Source organism: Aeromicrobium marinum DSM 15272 (genome assembly GCF_000160775.2).
GTDB lineage: Bacteria > Actinomycetota > Actinomycetes > Propionibacteriales > Nocardioidaceae > Aeromicrobium > Aeromicrobium marinum.
In genome coordinates, this window is record NZ_CM001024.1 from 2,837,124 (window position 1) to 2,851,208 (window position 14,085).

The 14,085-nt window shown below is 71.9% G+C and carries 13 protein-coding genes; 3 read left to right on the forward strand and 10 right to left on the reverse strand.

Annotated features, from left to right (window positions below):
* Window positions 1-25: 25 nt before the first annotated feature.
* The 5 genes from acs to HMPREF0063_RS14310 all read right to left on the reverse strand — a co-directional run bounded on the left by acs (window position 26) and on the right by HMPREF0063_RS14310 (window position 5,941).
* Window positions 26-2,029: an acetate--CoA ligase gene (acs, locus tag HMPREF0063_RS14290; protein WP_169309997.1), complete on the reverse strand. Its 2,004-nt coding sequence runs from the start codon at window positions 2,027-2,029 to the stop codon at window positions 26-28.
* A gap of 136 nt (window positions 2,030-2,165) precedes the next feature.
* Window positions 2,166-3,665, reverse strand: a complete 1,500-nt coding sequence (locus HMPREF0063_RS14295) for a sodium/solute symporter (protein ID WP_007079410.1) — start codon at window positions 3,663-3,665, stop codon at window positions 2,166-2,168.
* Window positions 3,662-4,069, reverse strand: coding sequence for a DUF485 domain-containing protein (locus HMPREF0063_RS14300; protein WP_007079411.1), 408 nt, complete (start codon window positions 4,067-4,069; stop codon window positions 3,662-3,664). Before HMPREF0063_RS14300 ends, HMPREF0063_RS14295 begins: the two co-directional genes overlap by 4 nt.
* Window positions 4,056-4,787 carry a LytR/AlgR family response regulator transcription factor gene (locus HMPREF0063_RS14305; protein ID WP_007079412.1) on the reverse strand — a complete coding sequence of 244 codons (732 nt, stop codon included), beginning with the start codon at window positions 4,785-4,787 and terminating at the stop codon, window positions 4,056-4,058. Before HMPREF0063_RS14305 ends, HMPREF0063_RS14300 begins: the two co-directional genes overlap by 14 nt.
* Window positions 4,784-5,941: a sensor histidine kinase gene (locus HMPREF0063_RS14310; RefSeq protein ID WP_007079413.1), complete on the reverse strand. Its 1,158-nt coding sequence runs from the start codon at window positions 5,939-5,941 to the stop codon at window positions 4,784-4,786. The genes HMPREF0063_RS14305 and HMPREF0063_RS14310 overlap by 4 nt, the downstream gene beginning before the upstream one ends.
* A 100-nt stretch (window positions 5,942-6,041) precedes the next feature.
* Here HMPREF0063_RS14310 and HMPREF0063_RS14315 point away from each other — a divergent pair, with 100 nt between their 5' ends.
* The gene (locus HMPREF0063_RS14315) at window positions 6,042-8,258 is read left to right on the forward strand and encodes an NADP-dependent isocitrate dehydrogenase (RefSeq protein ID WP_007079414.1); all 2,217 of its coding nucleotides are present in this window, start codon (window positions 6,042-6,044) and stop codon (window positions 8,256-8,258) included.
* Window positions 8,259-8,357: 99 nt separating this feature from the next.
* Here the strand turns inward: HMPREF0063_RS14315 and HMPREF0063_RS14320 are convergent, their stop codons facing one another.
* From HMPREF0063_RS14320 to HMPREF0063_RS14330, 3 genes are read right to left on the reverse strand one after another with little or no spacing between them, the layout of a single operon-like run.
* Window positions 8,358-8,966, reverse strand: a complete 609-nt coding sequence (locus HMPREF0063_RS14320; protein WP_007079415.1) for an energy-coupling factor transporter transmembrane component T family protein — start codon at window positions 8,964-8,966, stop codon at window positions 8,358-8,360.
* An 8-nt stretch (window positions 8,967-8,974) separates the two neighbouring features.
* Window positions 8,975-9,664 carry an energy-coupling factor ABC transporter ATP-binding protein gene (locus HMPREF0063_RS14325; protein ID WP_007079416.1) on the reverse strand — a complete coding sequence of 230 codons (690 nt, stop codon included), beginning with the start codon at window positions 9,662-9,664 and terminating at the stop codon, window positions 8,975-8,977.
* Window positions 9,665-9,689: 25 nt separating this feature from the next.
* Window positions 9,690-10,283, reverse strand: coding sequence for a biotin transporter BioY (locus HMPREF0063_RS14330; RefSeq protein ID WP_007079417.1), 594 nt, complete (start codon window positions 10,281-10,283; stop codon window positions 9,690-9,692).
* An 84-nt stretch (window positions 10,284-10,367) separates the two neighbouring features.
* On the opposite strand from HMPREF0063_RS14330, the gene HMPREF0063_RS14335 reads away from it, so the two are divergent.
* Window positions 10,368-10,850 (forward strand): TetR/AcrR family transcriptional regulator, encoded by a 483-nt coding sequence (locus HMPREF0063_RS14335; RefSeq protein WP_007079418.1) that lies wholly within the window; start codon window positions 10,368-10,370, stop codon window positions 10,848-10,850.
* An 87-nt stretch (window positions 10,851-10,937) separates the two neighbouring features.
* Here the strand turns inward: HMPREF0063_RS14335 and HMPREF0063_RS14340 are convergent, their stop codons facing one another.
* Entirely contained in the window at window positions 10,938-12,395 is a 1,458-nt protein-coding gene (locus tag HMPREF0063_RS14340) for a GuaB1 family IMP dehydrogenase-related protein (RefSeq protein WP_007079419.1), read from the reverse strand.
* Window positions 12,396-12,454: 59 nt separating this feature from the next.
* Between HMPREF0063_RS14340 and HMPREF0063_RS15985 the strand changes: the two genes are divergently transcribed.
* On the forward strand, window positions 12,455-13,108 hold the full coding sequence (locus tag HMPREF0063_RS15985) for a class I SAM-dependent methyltransferase (protein ID WP_050760973.1): 654 nt from the start codon (window positions 12,455-12,457) through the stop codon (window positions 13,106-13,108).
* 7 nt (window positions 13,109-13,115) lie between these two features.
* Here HMPREF0063_RS15985 and HMPREF0063_RS15990 read toward each other — a convergent pair whose 3' ends face one another.
* Window positions 13,116-13,991 carry a class I SAM-dependent methyltransferase gene (locus HMPREF0063_RS15990; RefSeq protein WP_007079421.1) on the reverse strand — a complete coding sequence of 292 codons (876 nt, stop codon included), beginning with the start codon at window positions 13,989-13,991 and terminating at the stop codon, window positions 13,116-13,118.
* Window positions 13,992-14,085: the final 94 nt, after the last annotated feature.

A 14,085-nucleotide genomic window follows, 5' to 3' on the forward strand; every position in this document is an offset into this window, starting at 1 on the left:
GGTCGGCCGCCCGGCACGGCACGTCTCAGTCGTCGGTCGAGGTGGACCGCATGCCCGAGGAGATGAGGTCCATGACCGAGGAGTCGGCCAGGGTCGTGGCGTCGCCGACCTCGCGGTTCTCCGCGACGTCGCGCAGGAGCCGGCGCATGATCTTGCCGGAGCGGGTCTTGGGCAGCTCGGGCACGACCATGACCGAGCGCGGCTTGGCGATCGGCCCGATCTCCTTCGCGACGTGGTTGCGCAGGTCGGCCACGATGTCGGCCCCGCCGTCGCCCGCCGACTCGCGCAGGATCACGAAGGCGACCACGGCCTGGCCGGTCGTCTCGTCGTCGGCCCCGACCACCGCGGCCTCGGCGACCGACGGGTGCGAGACCAGGGCGGACTCGATCTCCGTGGTCGAGAGGCGGTGGCCGGAGATGTTCATGACGTCGTCGACCCGGCCGAGCAGCCAGATGGCGCCGTCGTCGTCCTTCTTGGCGCCGTCGCCGGCGAAGTAGTAGCCGGGCCAGCGCGACCAGTAGGTGTCGCGGTAGCGCTGGTCGTCGCCCCAGATGGTGCGCAGCATCGACGGCCAGGGTTCGGTGACCACGAGGTAGCCGCCCTCGCCGTTGCCGACCGGCGTGCCGGCGTCGTCGACGACCTCGACGCTGATGCCGGGGAACGCGGTCATGGCGGAGCCGGGCTTGGCGTCGGTGACACCGGGCAGCGGGGTGATCATGTGGGCGCCGGTCTCGGTCTGCCACCACGTGTCGACGATCGGCGCGGTGCCGCCGCCGATGTTCTCGCGGTACCAGACGTAGGCCTCGGGGTTGATCGACTCGCCGACCGAACCGAGGATCCGCAGGCTCGACAGGTCGTGCTCGGCGGGGATCTCGTCGCCCCACTTCATGAACGTCCGCACCGCGGTGGGGGCGGTGTAGAACTTCGTGACGCCGTACTCGGCCACGATCTCCCACCAGCGGCCCTTGTGCGGGGTGTCGGGGGTGCCCTCGTACAGCACCTGGGTGGCGCCGGCGGCGGTCGGGCCGTAGACGATGTAGGAGTGTCCGGTGACCCAGCCGACGTCGGCGGTGCACCAGTACACGTCGTCGTCCTTGAGGTCGAACGTGCCCCAGAAGGTGTAGGCGGCCTGCGTCAGGTAGCCGCCCGAGGTGTGCAGGATGCCCTTGGGCTTGCCCGTCGTGCCGGACGTGTACATGACGTAGAGCGGCTGCTCGGCGTCGAAGGCCTCGGGCGTGTGGTCGGCCGAGGACTCGTCGACGACCTCGTGCCACCACAGGTCGATGTCGCTGTCGAACGCGACCTCCTGACCCGTGCGGCGGACCACCAGCACGTTCTCGACGATCGCGGAGCTGGCGTTGTCGATCTTGACCAGGGCCTCGTCGACGGCCGGTTTGAGGGCGCTCGGTGCCCCCCGGCGGTAGCCGCCGTCGGCGGTCACGACGAGCTTCGCGCCGCAGTCCTCGATCCGCGTGGCCAGGGCGTCGGAGGAGAACCCTCCGAACACGACGATGTGGATCGCCCCCAGGCGGGCCGAGGCGAGCATCGCGATGACGGCCTCGGGGATCATCGGCAGGTAGATGGCGATCCGGTCGCCGGCCTCCACCCCGAGCTCGGTGAAGGCGTTGGCCGCCCGGCTGACCTCGTCCTTGAGGTCGCTGTAGGTGATCGTGCGGGTGTCGCCCGGCTCGCCGACGAAGTGGAACGCGACCTTGTCGCCGTGGCCGTTCTCGACGTGGCGGTCGACGCAGTTGTACGCCACGTTGAGCTTGCCCCCGACGAACCACTTCGCGAACGGCGGGTCGGACCAGTCGAGCACCTCGGTGAACGGCGTCGCCCAGTCCAGCCGTTCGGCGGCGGCTCCCCAGAACCCCAACCGGTCCTCGGCGGCGCGGTCGTACGCCTCGGCCGTGAGGTTCGCGTGCGCCGCGATCTCGGCGGGGGGCGAGAAGATGCGGTCCTCGTGGGACAGGTTGCTGATGCCGTGCTCGGTCACAGGTGCTCCTGGTTCGGGGGACGTCCCTTGCATTGTGTCGCAGAGCACAGCGTGGGGGGAGCGGGGTTGCCGTGGGGTTGCGACGGGCGCCGCACCCCGTTCGCCGACCGGTGCGCAGAGGGCGACCAGCGGTCGCGGCGACGCGACGAACGGTCGGGTCCCCGGGGGGTCAGGGGCGCCGGAGCTGCACGTTCTCGGGCAGGTGCAGGCGGATCATGGTGCGGTTGACGTCGTCGGGGACCCGGCTCCGGGTGAGCAGGGAGACGCCGATCATCAGACCGAAGCCCAGCGGCACCGACCATGCGGCCGGCTGGCCGAGGAGCGCCCCGACCCAGCCCTCGGGGTCGGTCGTGATGGTGAGGACGGGGGCCAGTGTGGCGGCCAACCCGCCACCGACGAGGCCGGCCAGCGCGCCGGGGGCGGTGAGGCCGCGCCACCAGATGCCGAGCACCAGCAGCGGGCAGAACGTGGACGCGGCCAGCGCGAACGCGAAGGTGACCGAGTTCGCGACGGGGATGCGTTCGGCGGCCAGCGCCAGGGCCAGGGGCACCGTGACGGTGATCGCCGCGGCGACCCGCAGGGCGGGGATGCCCGTGAGCCGGCCGCCGAACATCCGCCGTGCCGAGATGGTCTGGCCGACGACCCCGGCGATCGACATCGTCAGCCCGGAGGACGTCGACAGGAAGGCCGCGAAGGCCCCGGCGGTGAGCAGGGCGGTCAGCAGGTCCGCGCCCGACCCCAGCATCCGGCCGGGCAGCGCCAGCACGACGGTGTCGGCCTGACCGGTCCCGATCAGGTCGCTCGCGTAGATCCGGCCGAGCACGCCGTACGCGGTGGGCAGCAGGTAGAACAACATCAGGAGGCCGAGCACGATGACCGTCGTACGGCGGGCGGCCGCCCCGTCGGGGTTGGTGTAGAACCGCACGACCACGTGCGGCAGCCCCATGGTGCCGAGGAAGGTCGCCACGATCACCGAGTAGGTGACGTAGAGGTCGATCGGTGTGCCGCCGTTCTGCGGCAGCAGCCAGTCGGCGTCGACCACGGGCGACGGGGCGCCGTCGGACCGCCAGGCCAACCAGAGGAAGAACAGCGGCACGAGCAGGCAGGTGAGCTTCAACCAGTACTGGAACGCCTGCACGAACGTGATCGACCGCATGCCTCCCGACATGACGTTGACCACCACGATGGCCGCGACCAGGACGGTGCCGACCCACCCGGGAGCGTCGGTGACGGCGCTGACGGTCAGTCCTGCGCCTTGGAACTGCGGCATCAGGTACAGCCATCCGATCGCCACGACGAGCAGGCCGGCCGCGCGGCGGACGGTCGGCGACCGCAGCCGCAGCTGGGCGAAGTCGGGGATCGTGTACGCGCCGGAACGTCGCAGCGGCGCCGAGACGAACACCAGCAGGAACAGGTACCCGGTGGTCCACCCGATCGGGTACCAGAGCATGTCGGCGCCGGCCACCAGCACGAGTCCCGCCACGCCGAGGAAGGACGCCGCCGACAGGTACTCGCCGCCGATCGCCGATCCGTTGAGTCGCGGACTCACCGAGCGTGAGGCGACGTAGAAGTCGCTGGTGGTGCGGCTCAGTCGCATCCCGAGGGCGCCGATGCCCAGGGTGGCGACGGTGACCAGGACGATCGCGACGATGTCGTAGGAGCTGCTCACGGGTCCTCCTGCGCCTCCACCAGCGCGGCGAAGTCCCGCTCGGCCCGGGTCGCGAACCGCACGTACAGCACCCCCAGCAGGATCAGGCCCGGGTACACGCCGACGCCGAGGACGAGCCACGGCAGCGGGACCCCGAACAGCCGGGCCTCGGACAGGTCGTCGGACAGCGCGAAGGCCAGGGGCAGCACCCCCACCGTCAGCAGGACGGTCGAGACCACCGTCAGGGCGGCCCGCAGCTGCGTGCGCACGAGTGACCGGACGTACACCTCGCCGACCCCGCTGGTCTCGTCGATCTCCTGCCGGACGCTGCGCCGTACGTGGGCCGGCGCCGAGGTCAGCGGACTCGTGATCCGGACCCGGCCCGGGGCGGGTGGGTCGGTGGGCGCCGGGTCAGGCCCGCTCACGGATGTGCTCCCGCAGCTCGCGCGTGTGCCGGCGCGCCACGTCGATCTCGACGACGACCGATCCGCGGGCGACCACGACGGCCGACCGACCGGCCTGCGAACGGACCTCGCGGACGTGGGCCAGGTTCACCACGTGGCTGCGGTGCACCCGGACGAAACCGTGCTCGGCCCAGGCGTCGGCGAGGTGGCTGATCGGCATCCGCACGAGGTGCGACGTGCCGTCGGCGGTGTGCAGGCGCACGTAGTCGCCCTGGGCCTCGACGTCGGTGATCGTGGCGCGGCTGACGAAGCGGGTCACCCCGGCGAGCTCCACGGCGATCCGGTCGTCGGAGGACCCCGGTGCGGCCTCGACGTCGGCGCACGCGCGCCGGACGCTCTCGCGCAGTCGGTCCTCCCGGACCGGCTTGAGCAGGTAGTCGACCGCGTTCATCTCGAAGGCCTCGACCGCGTGCGCCTCGTGGGCCGTCACGAACACGATGCGGGGCGGGTCGGTGAAGCGGGCGAGCAGCCGGGCGATGTCCAGCCCGGTGAGGCCCGGCATCGCCACGTCGAGGAACACCAGGTCCACGTCGCCGCCCTCGAGCACCCGGAGGGCCTCGGTCCCGGACCGCGCGGACCGCACCGACGAGACGCGGTCGTCGGACTCCAGCAGCCACACGATCTCGTCCAGGACGGGTTGTTCGTCGTCGACGACCAGGGCTCGGAGCGACGGGGTCATGGAGAGATCGTAGGTGTGATCGCCGTCACGGTGGTGGGGGCGTACTTCGGGACGCGCAACGAGACCTTGGTCCCCAGGCCCGGCGCGGTCTCGACGACGATCCCGTAGTCGTTGCCGTACACGGCCCGCAGCCGCTCGTCGACGTTGGCCAGCCCGACCGAGCCGGACACCGACCGACCGGCGAGGGCCGCCCGCACGGTCTCGGGGTCCGCGCCCGCGCCGTCGTCCTCGATCTCGATGAGGCACTCCGTCGCGGCGTCACGGGCCGACACCGTGATCGTCCCCGTCCCGGGCCTGGCCTCGAGGCCGTGCCGGACGGCGTTCTCGACCAGCGGCTGGACCGACAGGAACGGCAGGGTCACGTTGAGCACCTCGGGAGCGACGCTGACCACGACCCGCAGCCGCTCACCGAACCGGGCCTTCTCCAGCACCAGGTAGCGCTCGATCGACCGCAGCTCCTCGGCCAGCGTCGTGAACTCGCCGTGCTGGCGGAAGGAGTAGCGGGTGAAGTCGGCGAACTCCAGCAGCAGCGCCCGGGCGCGCTCGGGGTCGGTGCGGACGAACGACGCGATCGCCCCGAGCGAGTTGTAGATGAAGTGGGGGGAGATCTGGGCCCGCAGCGCGCGCAGCTCGGCCTCCATGAGCGCCGTGCGGGACGCAGCGAGCTCGGCCAGCTCCAGCTGGCTCGACATCCATCGCGCGACCTCGCTGGTGGCCCGGGCCAGGCCCGCCGACGTCTCCTCGGCGACCACCACGACGCTGCCGACCACCCGGTCCTCGACGACCAGCGGTGCCGCGATCGCGGTGCCGGACGCCTGGGTGCCGCCGCCGGCGATCACGGCGTCGACGAGGTCCTGCACCGCGGCCGGTGCCGGCGGCCCCGACCAGGCGAGGGTGCCGTGGGTGCCCGTGATGCCCACGGTCGGACGGCCCAGCAGGGCCTGCACGTGCGGCAGCGACCGGCGGGCACTGTCGGCGTCGAGGCCCCCGCGCAGGGCAGGGGCGACCAAGGAGGCGGTGTGCAGCGTGGCGTAGGTCGCGCGGTCCTCGGCCGAGCCGAGGCCGGGCCGGCGACCGAGCAGCCACCACCGGATGCCGGCCGCCGCGGCGACCACGCCGACGGCGATGCCCAGTGCGAGACCGAGGTCCTCCATCGTCGGACCGTACCGCGCCGGAAGCCGACCGGCCTGCGCTGACGGAGCAACGGGCGATAACTTGGGGTCAAGAGACTTATCAAAACCGACGGAGCACCTCGTGACCGACTCGACCATCATCTACACCCACACCGACGAGGCGCCGGCCCTGGCCACGTACTCCTTCCTCCCGGTCGTCCAGACCTACGCGGCCACCGCCGGGGTCGCCGTCCAGACCCGCGACATCTCGCTGGCCGGCCGCATCATCAGCCAGTTCCCTGAGTTCCTCACCGAGGACCAGCGGGTCGACGACGCGCTCGCCGAGCTGGGAGCGCTGGCCAAGACGCCGGGCGCCAACATCATCAAGCTGCCGAACGTCTCGGCGTCGATCCCCCAGCTGAAGGCCGCCGTGGCCGAGCTGCAGCAGCAGGGCTACGCGCTGCCGAACTACCCCGACTCGCCGCAGACCGACGAGGAGCGCGACGTGCGCGCTCGCTACGACAAGGTCAAGGGCAGCGCGGTCAACCCGGTCCTGCGTGAGGGCAACTCCGACCGCCGCGCACCGGCCTCGGTCAAGAACTACGCCAAGGCGCACCCCCACTCGATGGGTGCCTGGTCGGCCGACTCCCGCACCAACGTCGCCACGATGGGCGCCGACGACTTCGCGGCCAACGAGCAGTCGGTCGTCATCGCCGCCGACGACACGCTGCGCATCGAGCTGGTCGGCGCGGACGGCACCACCACGGTCCTGCGCGAGTCCGTGCCGGTGCTGGCGGGCGAGGTCGTCGACGCCAGCGTCCTGCGGGTCGCCTCGCTGCGGGAGTTCCTCACCGCGCAGATCGCCCGGGCCAAGGACGAGGGCGTCCTGTTCTCGGTGCACCTGAAGGCCACCATGATGAAGGTGTCCGACCCGATCATCTTCGGCCACGTGGTCCGCGCCTTCTTCCCGAAGACGTTCGCCGCCCACGGCGAGCAGCTGGCGGCGGCCGGGCTGTCGGCCAACGACGGTCTGGGCGGCATCCTCGCCGGCCTCACCGGGGTCGACGGCGGCGCCGAGATCGCTGCCTCGTTCGAGGCCGAGCTGGCCGACGGACCCGAGCTGGCGATGGTCGACTCCGACCGCGGCATCTCCAACCTGCACGTGCCGAGCGACGTCATCGTCGACGCCTCCATGCCCGCGATGATCCGGACCTCCGGTCACATGTGGGGCCCGGACGGTGAGGAGGCCGACACGCTCGCGGTCATCCCCGACAGCAGCTACGCCTCGATCTACCAGGTCACGATCGACGACTGCCGGACGCACGGCGCCTACGACCCGGCCACGATGGGCTCGGTGTCGAACGTCGGCCTGATGGCGCAGGCCGCCGAGGAGTACGGCAGCCACGACAAGACGTTCGAGATCCCCGCGGCCGGCACGGTGCGGGTGGTCGACGGCGGCGGCCGGACCCTGCTGGAGCACGAGGTCGATGCCGGTGACGTGTGGCGGGCCTGCCAGACCAAGGACGTGCCGATCCGTGACTGGGTCAAGCTGGCCGTCAGCCGCGCCCGCGCCACCGGCGACCCGGCGGTGTTCTGGCTCGACGAGAACCGCGCGCACGACGCCAACCTCATCGGCAAGGTCACGGAGTACCTGCGCGACCACGACACCGACGGTCTGGAGATCTCGGTGGCGACGCCGGCCGACGCGATCGCCTTCTCCCTGGAGCGGATCCGCCGCGGCGAGGACACCATCAGCGTCACGGGCAACGTGCTGCGCGACTACCTCACCGACCTGTTCCCGATCCTCGAGCTCGGCACCAGCGCCAAGATGCTGTCGGTCGTGCCGCTGATCAACGGTGGCGGGCTGTTCGAGACCGGAGCCGGCGGGTCGGCCCCGAAGCACGTCCAGCAGCTGGTCAAGGAGAACTACCTCCGCTGGGACAGTCTCGGAGAGTTCCTCGCGCTGGCGGTCAGCTTCGAGCACCTGGCCCAGACCACCGACAACGCCCGCGCCCAGGTGCTGGCGGACACCCTCGACCGCGCCACCGGCACGTTCCTCGGCGAGAACCGGTCGCCGGGGCGCAAGCTCGGCACGATCGACAACCGGGGCAGCCACTTCTACCTGGCGCTGTACTGGGCCCAGGAGCTGGCCGCGCAGACCGACGACGCCGAGCTGGCGGAGGCCTTCGCGCAGCTGGCGGGTTCGCTGAAGGACAACGAGGACACGATCGTGGCGGAGCTGCTCGCGGTGCAGGGCTCCCCGGCCGAGATCGGCGGCTACTACCGCCCCGACGACGCCCTGGCCGAGGCCGTCATGCGCCCCTCGACCACCCTCAACGAGGTCCTCGCCACCCTCTGACCCCACCCCCGACCCAGATGTGCTCCCGAATCAACCTTTTCCGACGCAGGAACGGTTGATTCGGGAGCACATCTGGGTGGGGGTGGAGGGGGTCGGGGGTCAGGAGTCGTCGAGCCCTCGGGCGGCGAGGGCGTCGCCCGTGGCGTACGCGTGGGCGACGACGCGGATCGCGAACGGCACCAGCAGGGCGCGCGGGCTGCGGTCCAGGCCGCGGGCCCGCGCTGCTGCGCGAGTCTCCTGGGCGACCTCCAGCACGGCCGGCAGCGCCCGCAGCACCAGGGCGAACGCCAGGGCGATCCGCTCGGGGCGCCCGCCCACGAACCGCACCGGTGACGCGATCCGCTCGACGGTGCCCAGCAGGTCGTCGACGGCGGTCGTCGCGGTGAAGGCGAGCCCCACCAGGAACAGGGCGAACAGGCTTCCGACGACGGTGGCGGCGACGTCCGGTCCGCGCTGCCAGGTCTGGAACGCCGCGACGAGGACCATGAGCAGCAGGAAGCCACGCATCGTCCGCAGGGTGCGGCGCAAGGCGAGACCCGACCACACGGCCACCGCGACCGCGACGACCGCGAACGCCGGGGAGGTGATCGGGCCCCGCAGCAGGACCACCGCGATCGACCAGAGAGCGACCACCGCCAGCTTCGGGCCCGCCGGCAGGCGGTGCAGCAGGCTCGTACCGGGGCGGTAGACGCCGAGCAGCTCAGACATCGGCCGGGTCAGACATCGACGAGCCCGACGTAGTGCTCGACCGCCGCCTCCGCGGCGCCGTCGTGCACGACCCGGCCGTCGTCGACGACCAGCACCCGGTCGCAGCGCCGGGCGAGGGCCAGGTCGTGGGTGACCAGCACCAGCTGCTGCTGCAGGCCGAACAGGTGGTCGGCCACGGTCCGGGTGTTGCGCAGGTCGAGCAGGGTCGTCGGTTCGTCCGCGACCACGACGTCCGGTCCGGTCGCGAGCACCCCGGCCAAGGCCAGGAGCTGCTTCTGGCCGCCCGACAGCGAGTGCACCGGCACGTCGGCACGGTCGGCGAGACCGATCGAGTCGAGCACCTCGCGGGCCCGCCGTCGTCGCTCGGCCTTGTCGGGCACGCTGCGCCGCAGCGAGAGCGAGACGTCCTCGAGCGGGGTGGGCATGACCAGCTGCGCGTCGGGGTGGGTGAACACGAACCCCACCCGACGGCGGACCTCGCGTCCCTGCGTCGCGACGTCGAGCCCGTCGACGCGCACGGCGCCGGTGGCCGGCAGGGCCAGCCCGTTCAGCAGTCGGGCGAGGGTCGACTTGCCGGAGCCGTTGGCACCGATGATCCCGACGCGGCGTTCGTCGAGCGTCAGGGTCGTCGGTCCGAGCAGCGTGACCGGTCCGTCGGGTGAGTCGACGACGACGGAGGCACCCTCCAGCTCAATCATGCGGCTGCTCGGTCACGGGGTGAGGCTACCCGCGGGTGAGGCGGGGGAAGGCGCGGTGCACGGCGGCGGCGACGATCGCCGCGATCACGCCCTTGGCGATGTCGGCGAGGAAGAACGGCGTCGCGTAGCCCCAGGCGACGCCGAGCGGCACGTCGAGGGCCCGGGCCATGCCCAGGGTGCCGAGCGTCCCGACCACGGCCACCGTGGCGACGGCGGCAGCGACCGAGACGGCCACCGTGAACGGGGTGGGTCCGCGGCGGACCATCGCCGAGGCGACCACGCCGACGAGGAACGCCGCGATCGGGAAGGCCAGCAGGTAGCCACCCGTGGCACCGCCCCACACACCGGGTCCGGCCTGGCCCTGGGCGAAGATCGGCACTCCGGCGGTCGCGACGGCCAGGTAGAGCGCGACCGCGACGAAGCCGCGCTTCGCGCCGAGGACGGCACCGGCGAGGAACACGCCGAACATCTGCAGGGTGAACGGCACGTTGGCGACGCCGTTGATCGCGGGCAGCACGGCACAGACGCCGATGACGGCGGCGAAAGTGGTGACGAGCGCGAGGTCCGTCGACGGGGAGCGGCGACGGGTGGGTGCAGCGGTGGGGCCGGGCGTGGTCATGAGATCTCCTGAACGGTGTTCACCTGAACGGTGTTCGGTAGTGTGGCACAGCCAGTCCGGCGCGGTCGAACGAGGGGGAGGGTCATGGCCCACACACGCGACGACGTCGTCGCGGGAGCGCTGCGGGTGCTCGACGGCTTCGGTCTGGAGTTCTGCTCCATGCGCCGCGTCGCGGCCGAGCTCGACGTGCAGGCCAGCGCCCTGTACCACCACGTGCCGAACAAGCAGACCCTGCTGGCGCTCATGGCCGATCGCATCGTCGACGGGGTGGAGGTCACCCAGGACGTCGCTGCCTCGATGCACCGACTGCGGGAGGCGATGCTGGCGATCCGGGACGGCGCCGACGTCGTGGCCACGGCCACGGCGTTCCGTCTGGGGACCTCGGCCGTCGAGGAGGCGCTCATCGCGAGCATCGGCCCCGACGTCGCCCGCACCCTGCTGATCTACGTCGTCGGCCACACCCAGACGACGCAGCTCCACCGTCAGGCGGCCGACGCGGGCGCCATCACCCTCGACCCGGATCTCGACGCCTCCTTCGAGCGAGGACTCGGCATCATCCTGCGCTGAACACGGGCAGAGCGCAGCGAGGCAGGCGTCCGGGCGGAGCCCGGCAGCGACGGAGTCGCTGGAGCGGCGAGGAACGAACCGCGCGCCCTACCAGGAGGCGTGCAGGGGCCGTCCCTCGTCGTAGCCGGCCGAGCTCTGCAGACCCACCACCGCCCGGTCGCTGAACTCCCCGAGGGTGCGGGCGCCGGCGTACGTGAAGCTCGACCGGACACCGGCCGTGATGGTGTCGATCAGGTCCTCGACACCCGGGCGCTCGGGGTCGAGGAACATCCGCGAGGTCGAGATGCCCTCCTCGAACAGCGCCATGCGCGCCTTCTCGAAGCCGGCGGCGTCGCGCGTCCGGTTGGCCACAGCGCGCGACGACGCCATGCCGAACGACTCCTTGTAGGGGCGGCCGTCGGCTCCGTACCGCAGGTCGCCCGGGCTCTCGTGCGTGCCGGCGAACCACGAGCCGATCATCACGTTGGCGGCGCCCGCGGCCAGCGCGAGCGCCACGTCGCGCGGGTACCGGACCCCGCCGTCGGCCCAGACGTGCGCACCGTGCTCGGCCGCTGCCCCGGCGCACTCCAGCACCGCCGAGAGCTGCGGGCGGCCGACGCCGGTCATCATCCGGGTCGTGCACATGGCGCCCGGGCCGACCCCGACCTTGACGATGTCGGCGCCGGCCGCGACGAGGTCCCGCGTGCCGGACGCCGACACCACGTTGCCGGCGGCGACCGGGATGCGCCGGCCGGTCCGCCCGGCGTGCTCGTCGCGCGCCCGGACGACCAGCGGAAGCGCCTGCGTCATCTTCTGCTGGTGACCGTGGGCGGTGTCGACCACCAGCACGTCGATGCCGAGCTCGAGCAGCGCGGTGGCCTTGGCGGCGACGTCGCCGTTGATCCCGACCGCGGCGCCCACGACGAGCCGGCCGTCGGGGTCGGTGGCCGGGGTGTAGATGGTCGACCGCAAGGCGCCCCGACGGGTCACCACGCCGGCCAGGGCGCCGTCGCGGACCACCGGCGCGAGGTCGACGTGCCGCGCGGCCAGCAGGTCGAAGTAGGTGCGGGCCTCCTGGTCGGCCTCGACGGTGAACAGCTCGGTCGACATGACCTCGCGGACCTGGGCGAACCGGTCGACCTCGGCACCGTCGCGAGCCGTGACGATGCCCACCGGTCGACCACCGTCGACCACCACCGCCGCGCCGTGCGCCCGCTTGGGGATCAGGCTGAGCGCCTCGCCGATGGTCATGCGGGGATCGACGGTGACGGGCGTGTCGTACAGGACGTGGGCGTCCTTGACGCGCCGGACCGTCTCGGCGACCACCTCGACGGGGATGTCCTGCGGGATGATCGCGATGCCTCCGCGGCGGGCGACCGTCTCGGCCATGCGTCGGCCGGAGATCGCGGTCATGTTCGACACCACCAGCGGCAGCGTGGTGCCCGTGCCGTCGGGCGTCGACAGGTCCACGTCGAACCGCGACGCGACGTCGGAGGCGTTCGGGACCATGAACACGTCGTTGTACGTGAGGTCGTGCTGCGGCTGCAGGTCGTTGAGGAACTTCACTCCAGAACCCTACGTCGGAGCGGTCCGCCGGACGACGGTGACGTGTAGTCTCCTGATCCGTGAATCCCACGCTGCGCAAGGTCGTCCGTCCGCTGGTCATGTCCGCCAACACGCCGCTGGCGAAGGCGCGCACCCGCCGTGTGCTCGCGAAGGCCCCGCGGCCGCTGAAGCTGGAGATCGGCGGGCTCGTGCAGCGACCCGGCTGGGTCGTCACGAACGTCAACGCGGTCACCCGGAACTACCTCGACGCCACCGTGCGGTGGCCGCTGGAGGACGCCTCGGTCTCGCACGTGTACTCCGACAACGTGATCGAGCACCTGCCCCTGGAGGCGACCCGTGCCATGCTGCGCGAGGCGCACCGGTGCCTGCAGCCCGGTGGCGTGATCCGCCTGATCACCCCGGACGTCCGCGCCCACGTCGAGATGTACCTGTCCGGAGCGCCCGCGCTCGACAGCGCCGCCGCTCAGCACTACCGGGCCCTCGGCCTGCACGTGGAGCACCCGATCGACGTGCTGCGGGTGCCGATCGGGGAGTTCGGGCACCACGCGGGCTACATGTACGACCTCGAGACCCTCACGGTCGAGCTCGAGCGCGCCGGGTTCCACTCGGTCGTCCGCACCCCCACGGGTTCCAGCGAGCATCCGGACTTCGACGGTCTCGACCAGCGCACCAGTGAGGGCGGCGCGCAGCTGTCGGTCGAGGCGACCCGCTGACCCTCGCTCAGGCGGGGACGCGCAGCACGAACTCGCTGGTGTGGGCCGAGCTGTCGGCCTGACGCCGCAGCATCACCGCCCGCAGCGCGGCCAGGCCGCCGGGAGTGAACCGCACCGTGGTCTTGACCGCGTTCTTGGCCCGTGACCGCCCCTTCATGCGCAGCCACTCACGGCTGAACATCTCGTCGGGCAGCCAGCGGCGCGAGTGGTGGACGACCTCGAGGCCGATCTTCGCGGCGTAGCGGTCCATGGTGCGGTCACCGAGGAAGTACAGGTGGTCGCCCAGGCTCCAGTGCAGCATGTCGCCCTGCTCCACGCCGGCGGTCATCTCGCCGGTGACCATCACGACCACGCCGCCGGGCCGCAGGATCCGGGCCAGCTCGGTGAAGGTCTGCGTCGGGCTGATCAGGTGCGAGAAGACGTTGATCATGCTGATGACGTCGAAGCTGGCGTCGGGGTAGCCGACGTCCTCGACCGGCACACCGTGCACGGGGGCTCCCGTCAGGCGGCGGGCCGTGGCGAGCCGGTCCGCGCTGAGCTCGATGCCTTCTGCCGTGTAGCCCGCCTCCTGGGCCAGGCCCATCAGCAGGCCGGCGCCGCACCCGATGTCCAGCCACGCGCCGCCGTCGACGTGCCGGCGGGCGAGGTCGACGTAGCCGCGGAACCGGTCGGCCAGGATCCGTTCGGAGGCGCTCTGCTTGCTGGCGCCGACGATCTCCTGCGAACCGGCGTAGTGTCCGGCCTCCATCTCGGTCATGCGACGCTCCGGCGCCGGGATGTCGTCGATCGAGAGCAGGTCGCAGTCGGGGCACTGGCCGAGCCGGACCCCGTTCTCGGTGAACAGCGGGAGCCACGTGGTGGATCCGCAGCAGTCGCACGCCATGTCGCGATCTCCTCGGGCCGGGGTCTGGGTCGGACGGCGGCCACGCTACCCGACCGGTGCGGTCGCGTGACTATCCTCTGGCCCATGCCCGAAC

What these genes read in the sequence shown, in the direction of transcription:
- HMPREF0063_RS14310 (WP_007079413.1), bottom strand. Translation starts at nt 5,941, where the DNA reads ATGGAGGACCTCGGTCTCGCACTGGGCATCGCCGTCGGCGTGGTCGCC.
- acs (WP_169309997.1), bottom strand. Translation starts at nt 2,029, where the DNA reads ATGCAAGGGACGTCCCCCGAACCAGGAGCACCTGTGACCGAGCACGGC.
- HMPREF0063_RS14305 (WP_007079412.1), bottom strand. Translation starts at nt 4,787, where the DNA reads ATGACCCCGTCGCTCCGAGCCCTGGTCGTCGACGACGAACAACCCGTC.
- HMPREF0063_RS15990 (WP_007079421.1), bottom strand. Translation starts at nt 13,991, where the DNA reads ATGGCGTGCGACTGCTGCGGATCCACCACGTGGCTCCCGCTGTTCACC.
- HMPREF0063_RS14325 (WP_007079416.1), bottom strand. Translation starts at nt 9,664, where the DNA reads ATGATTGAGCTGGAGGGTGCCTCCGTCGTCGTCGACTCACCCGACGGA.
- HMPREF0063_RS14330 (WP_007079417.1), bottom strand. Translation starts at nt 10,283, where the DNA reads ATGACCACGCCCGGCCCCACCGCTGCACCCACCCGTCGCCGCTCCCCG.
- HMPREF0063_RS14335 (WP_007079418.1), top strand. Translation starts at nt 10,368, where the DNA reads ATGGCCCACACACGCGACGACGTCGTCGCGGGAGCGCTGCGGGTGCTC.
- HMPREF0063_RS14320 (WP_007079415.1), bottom strand. Translation starts at nt 8,966, where the DNA reads ATGTCTGAGCTGCTCGGCGTCTACCGCCCCGGTACGAGCCTGCTGCAC.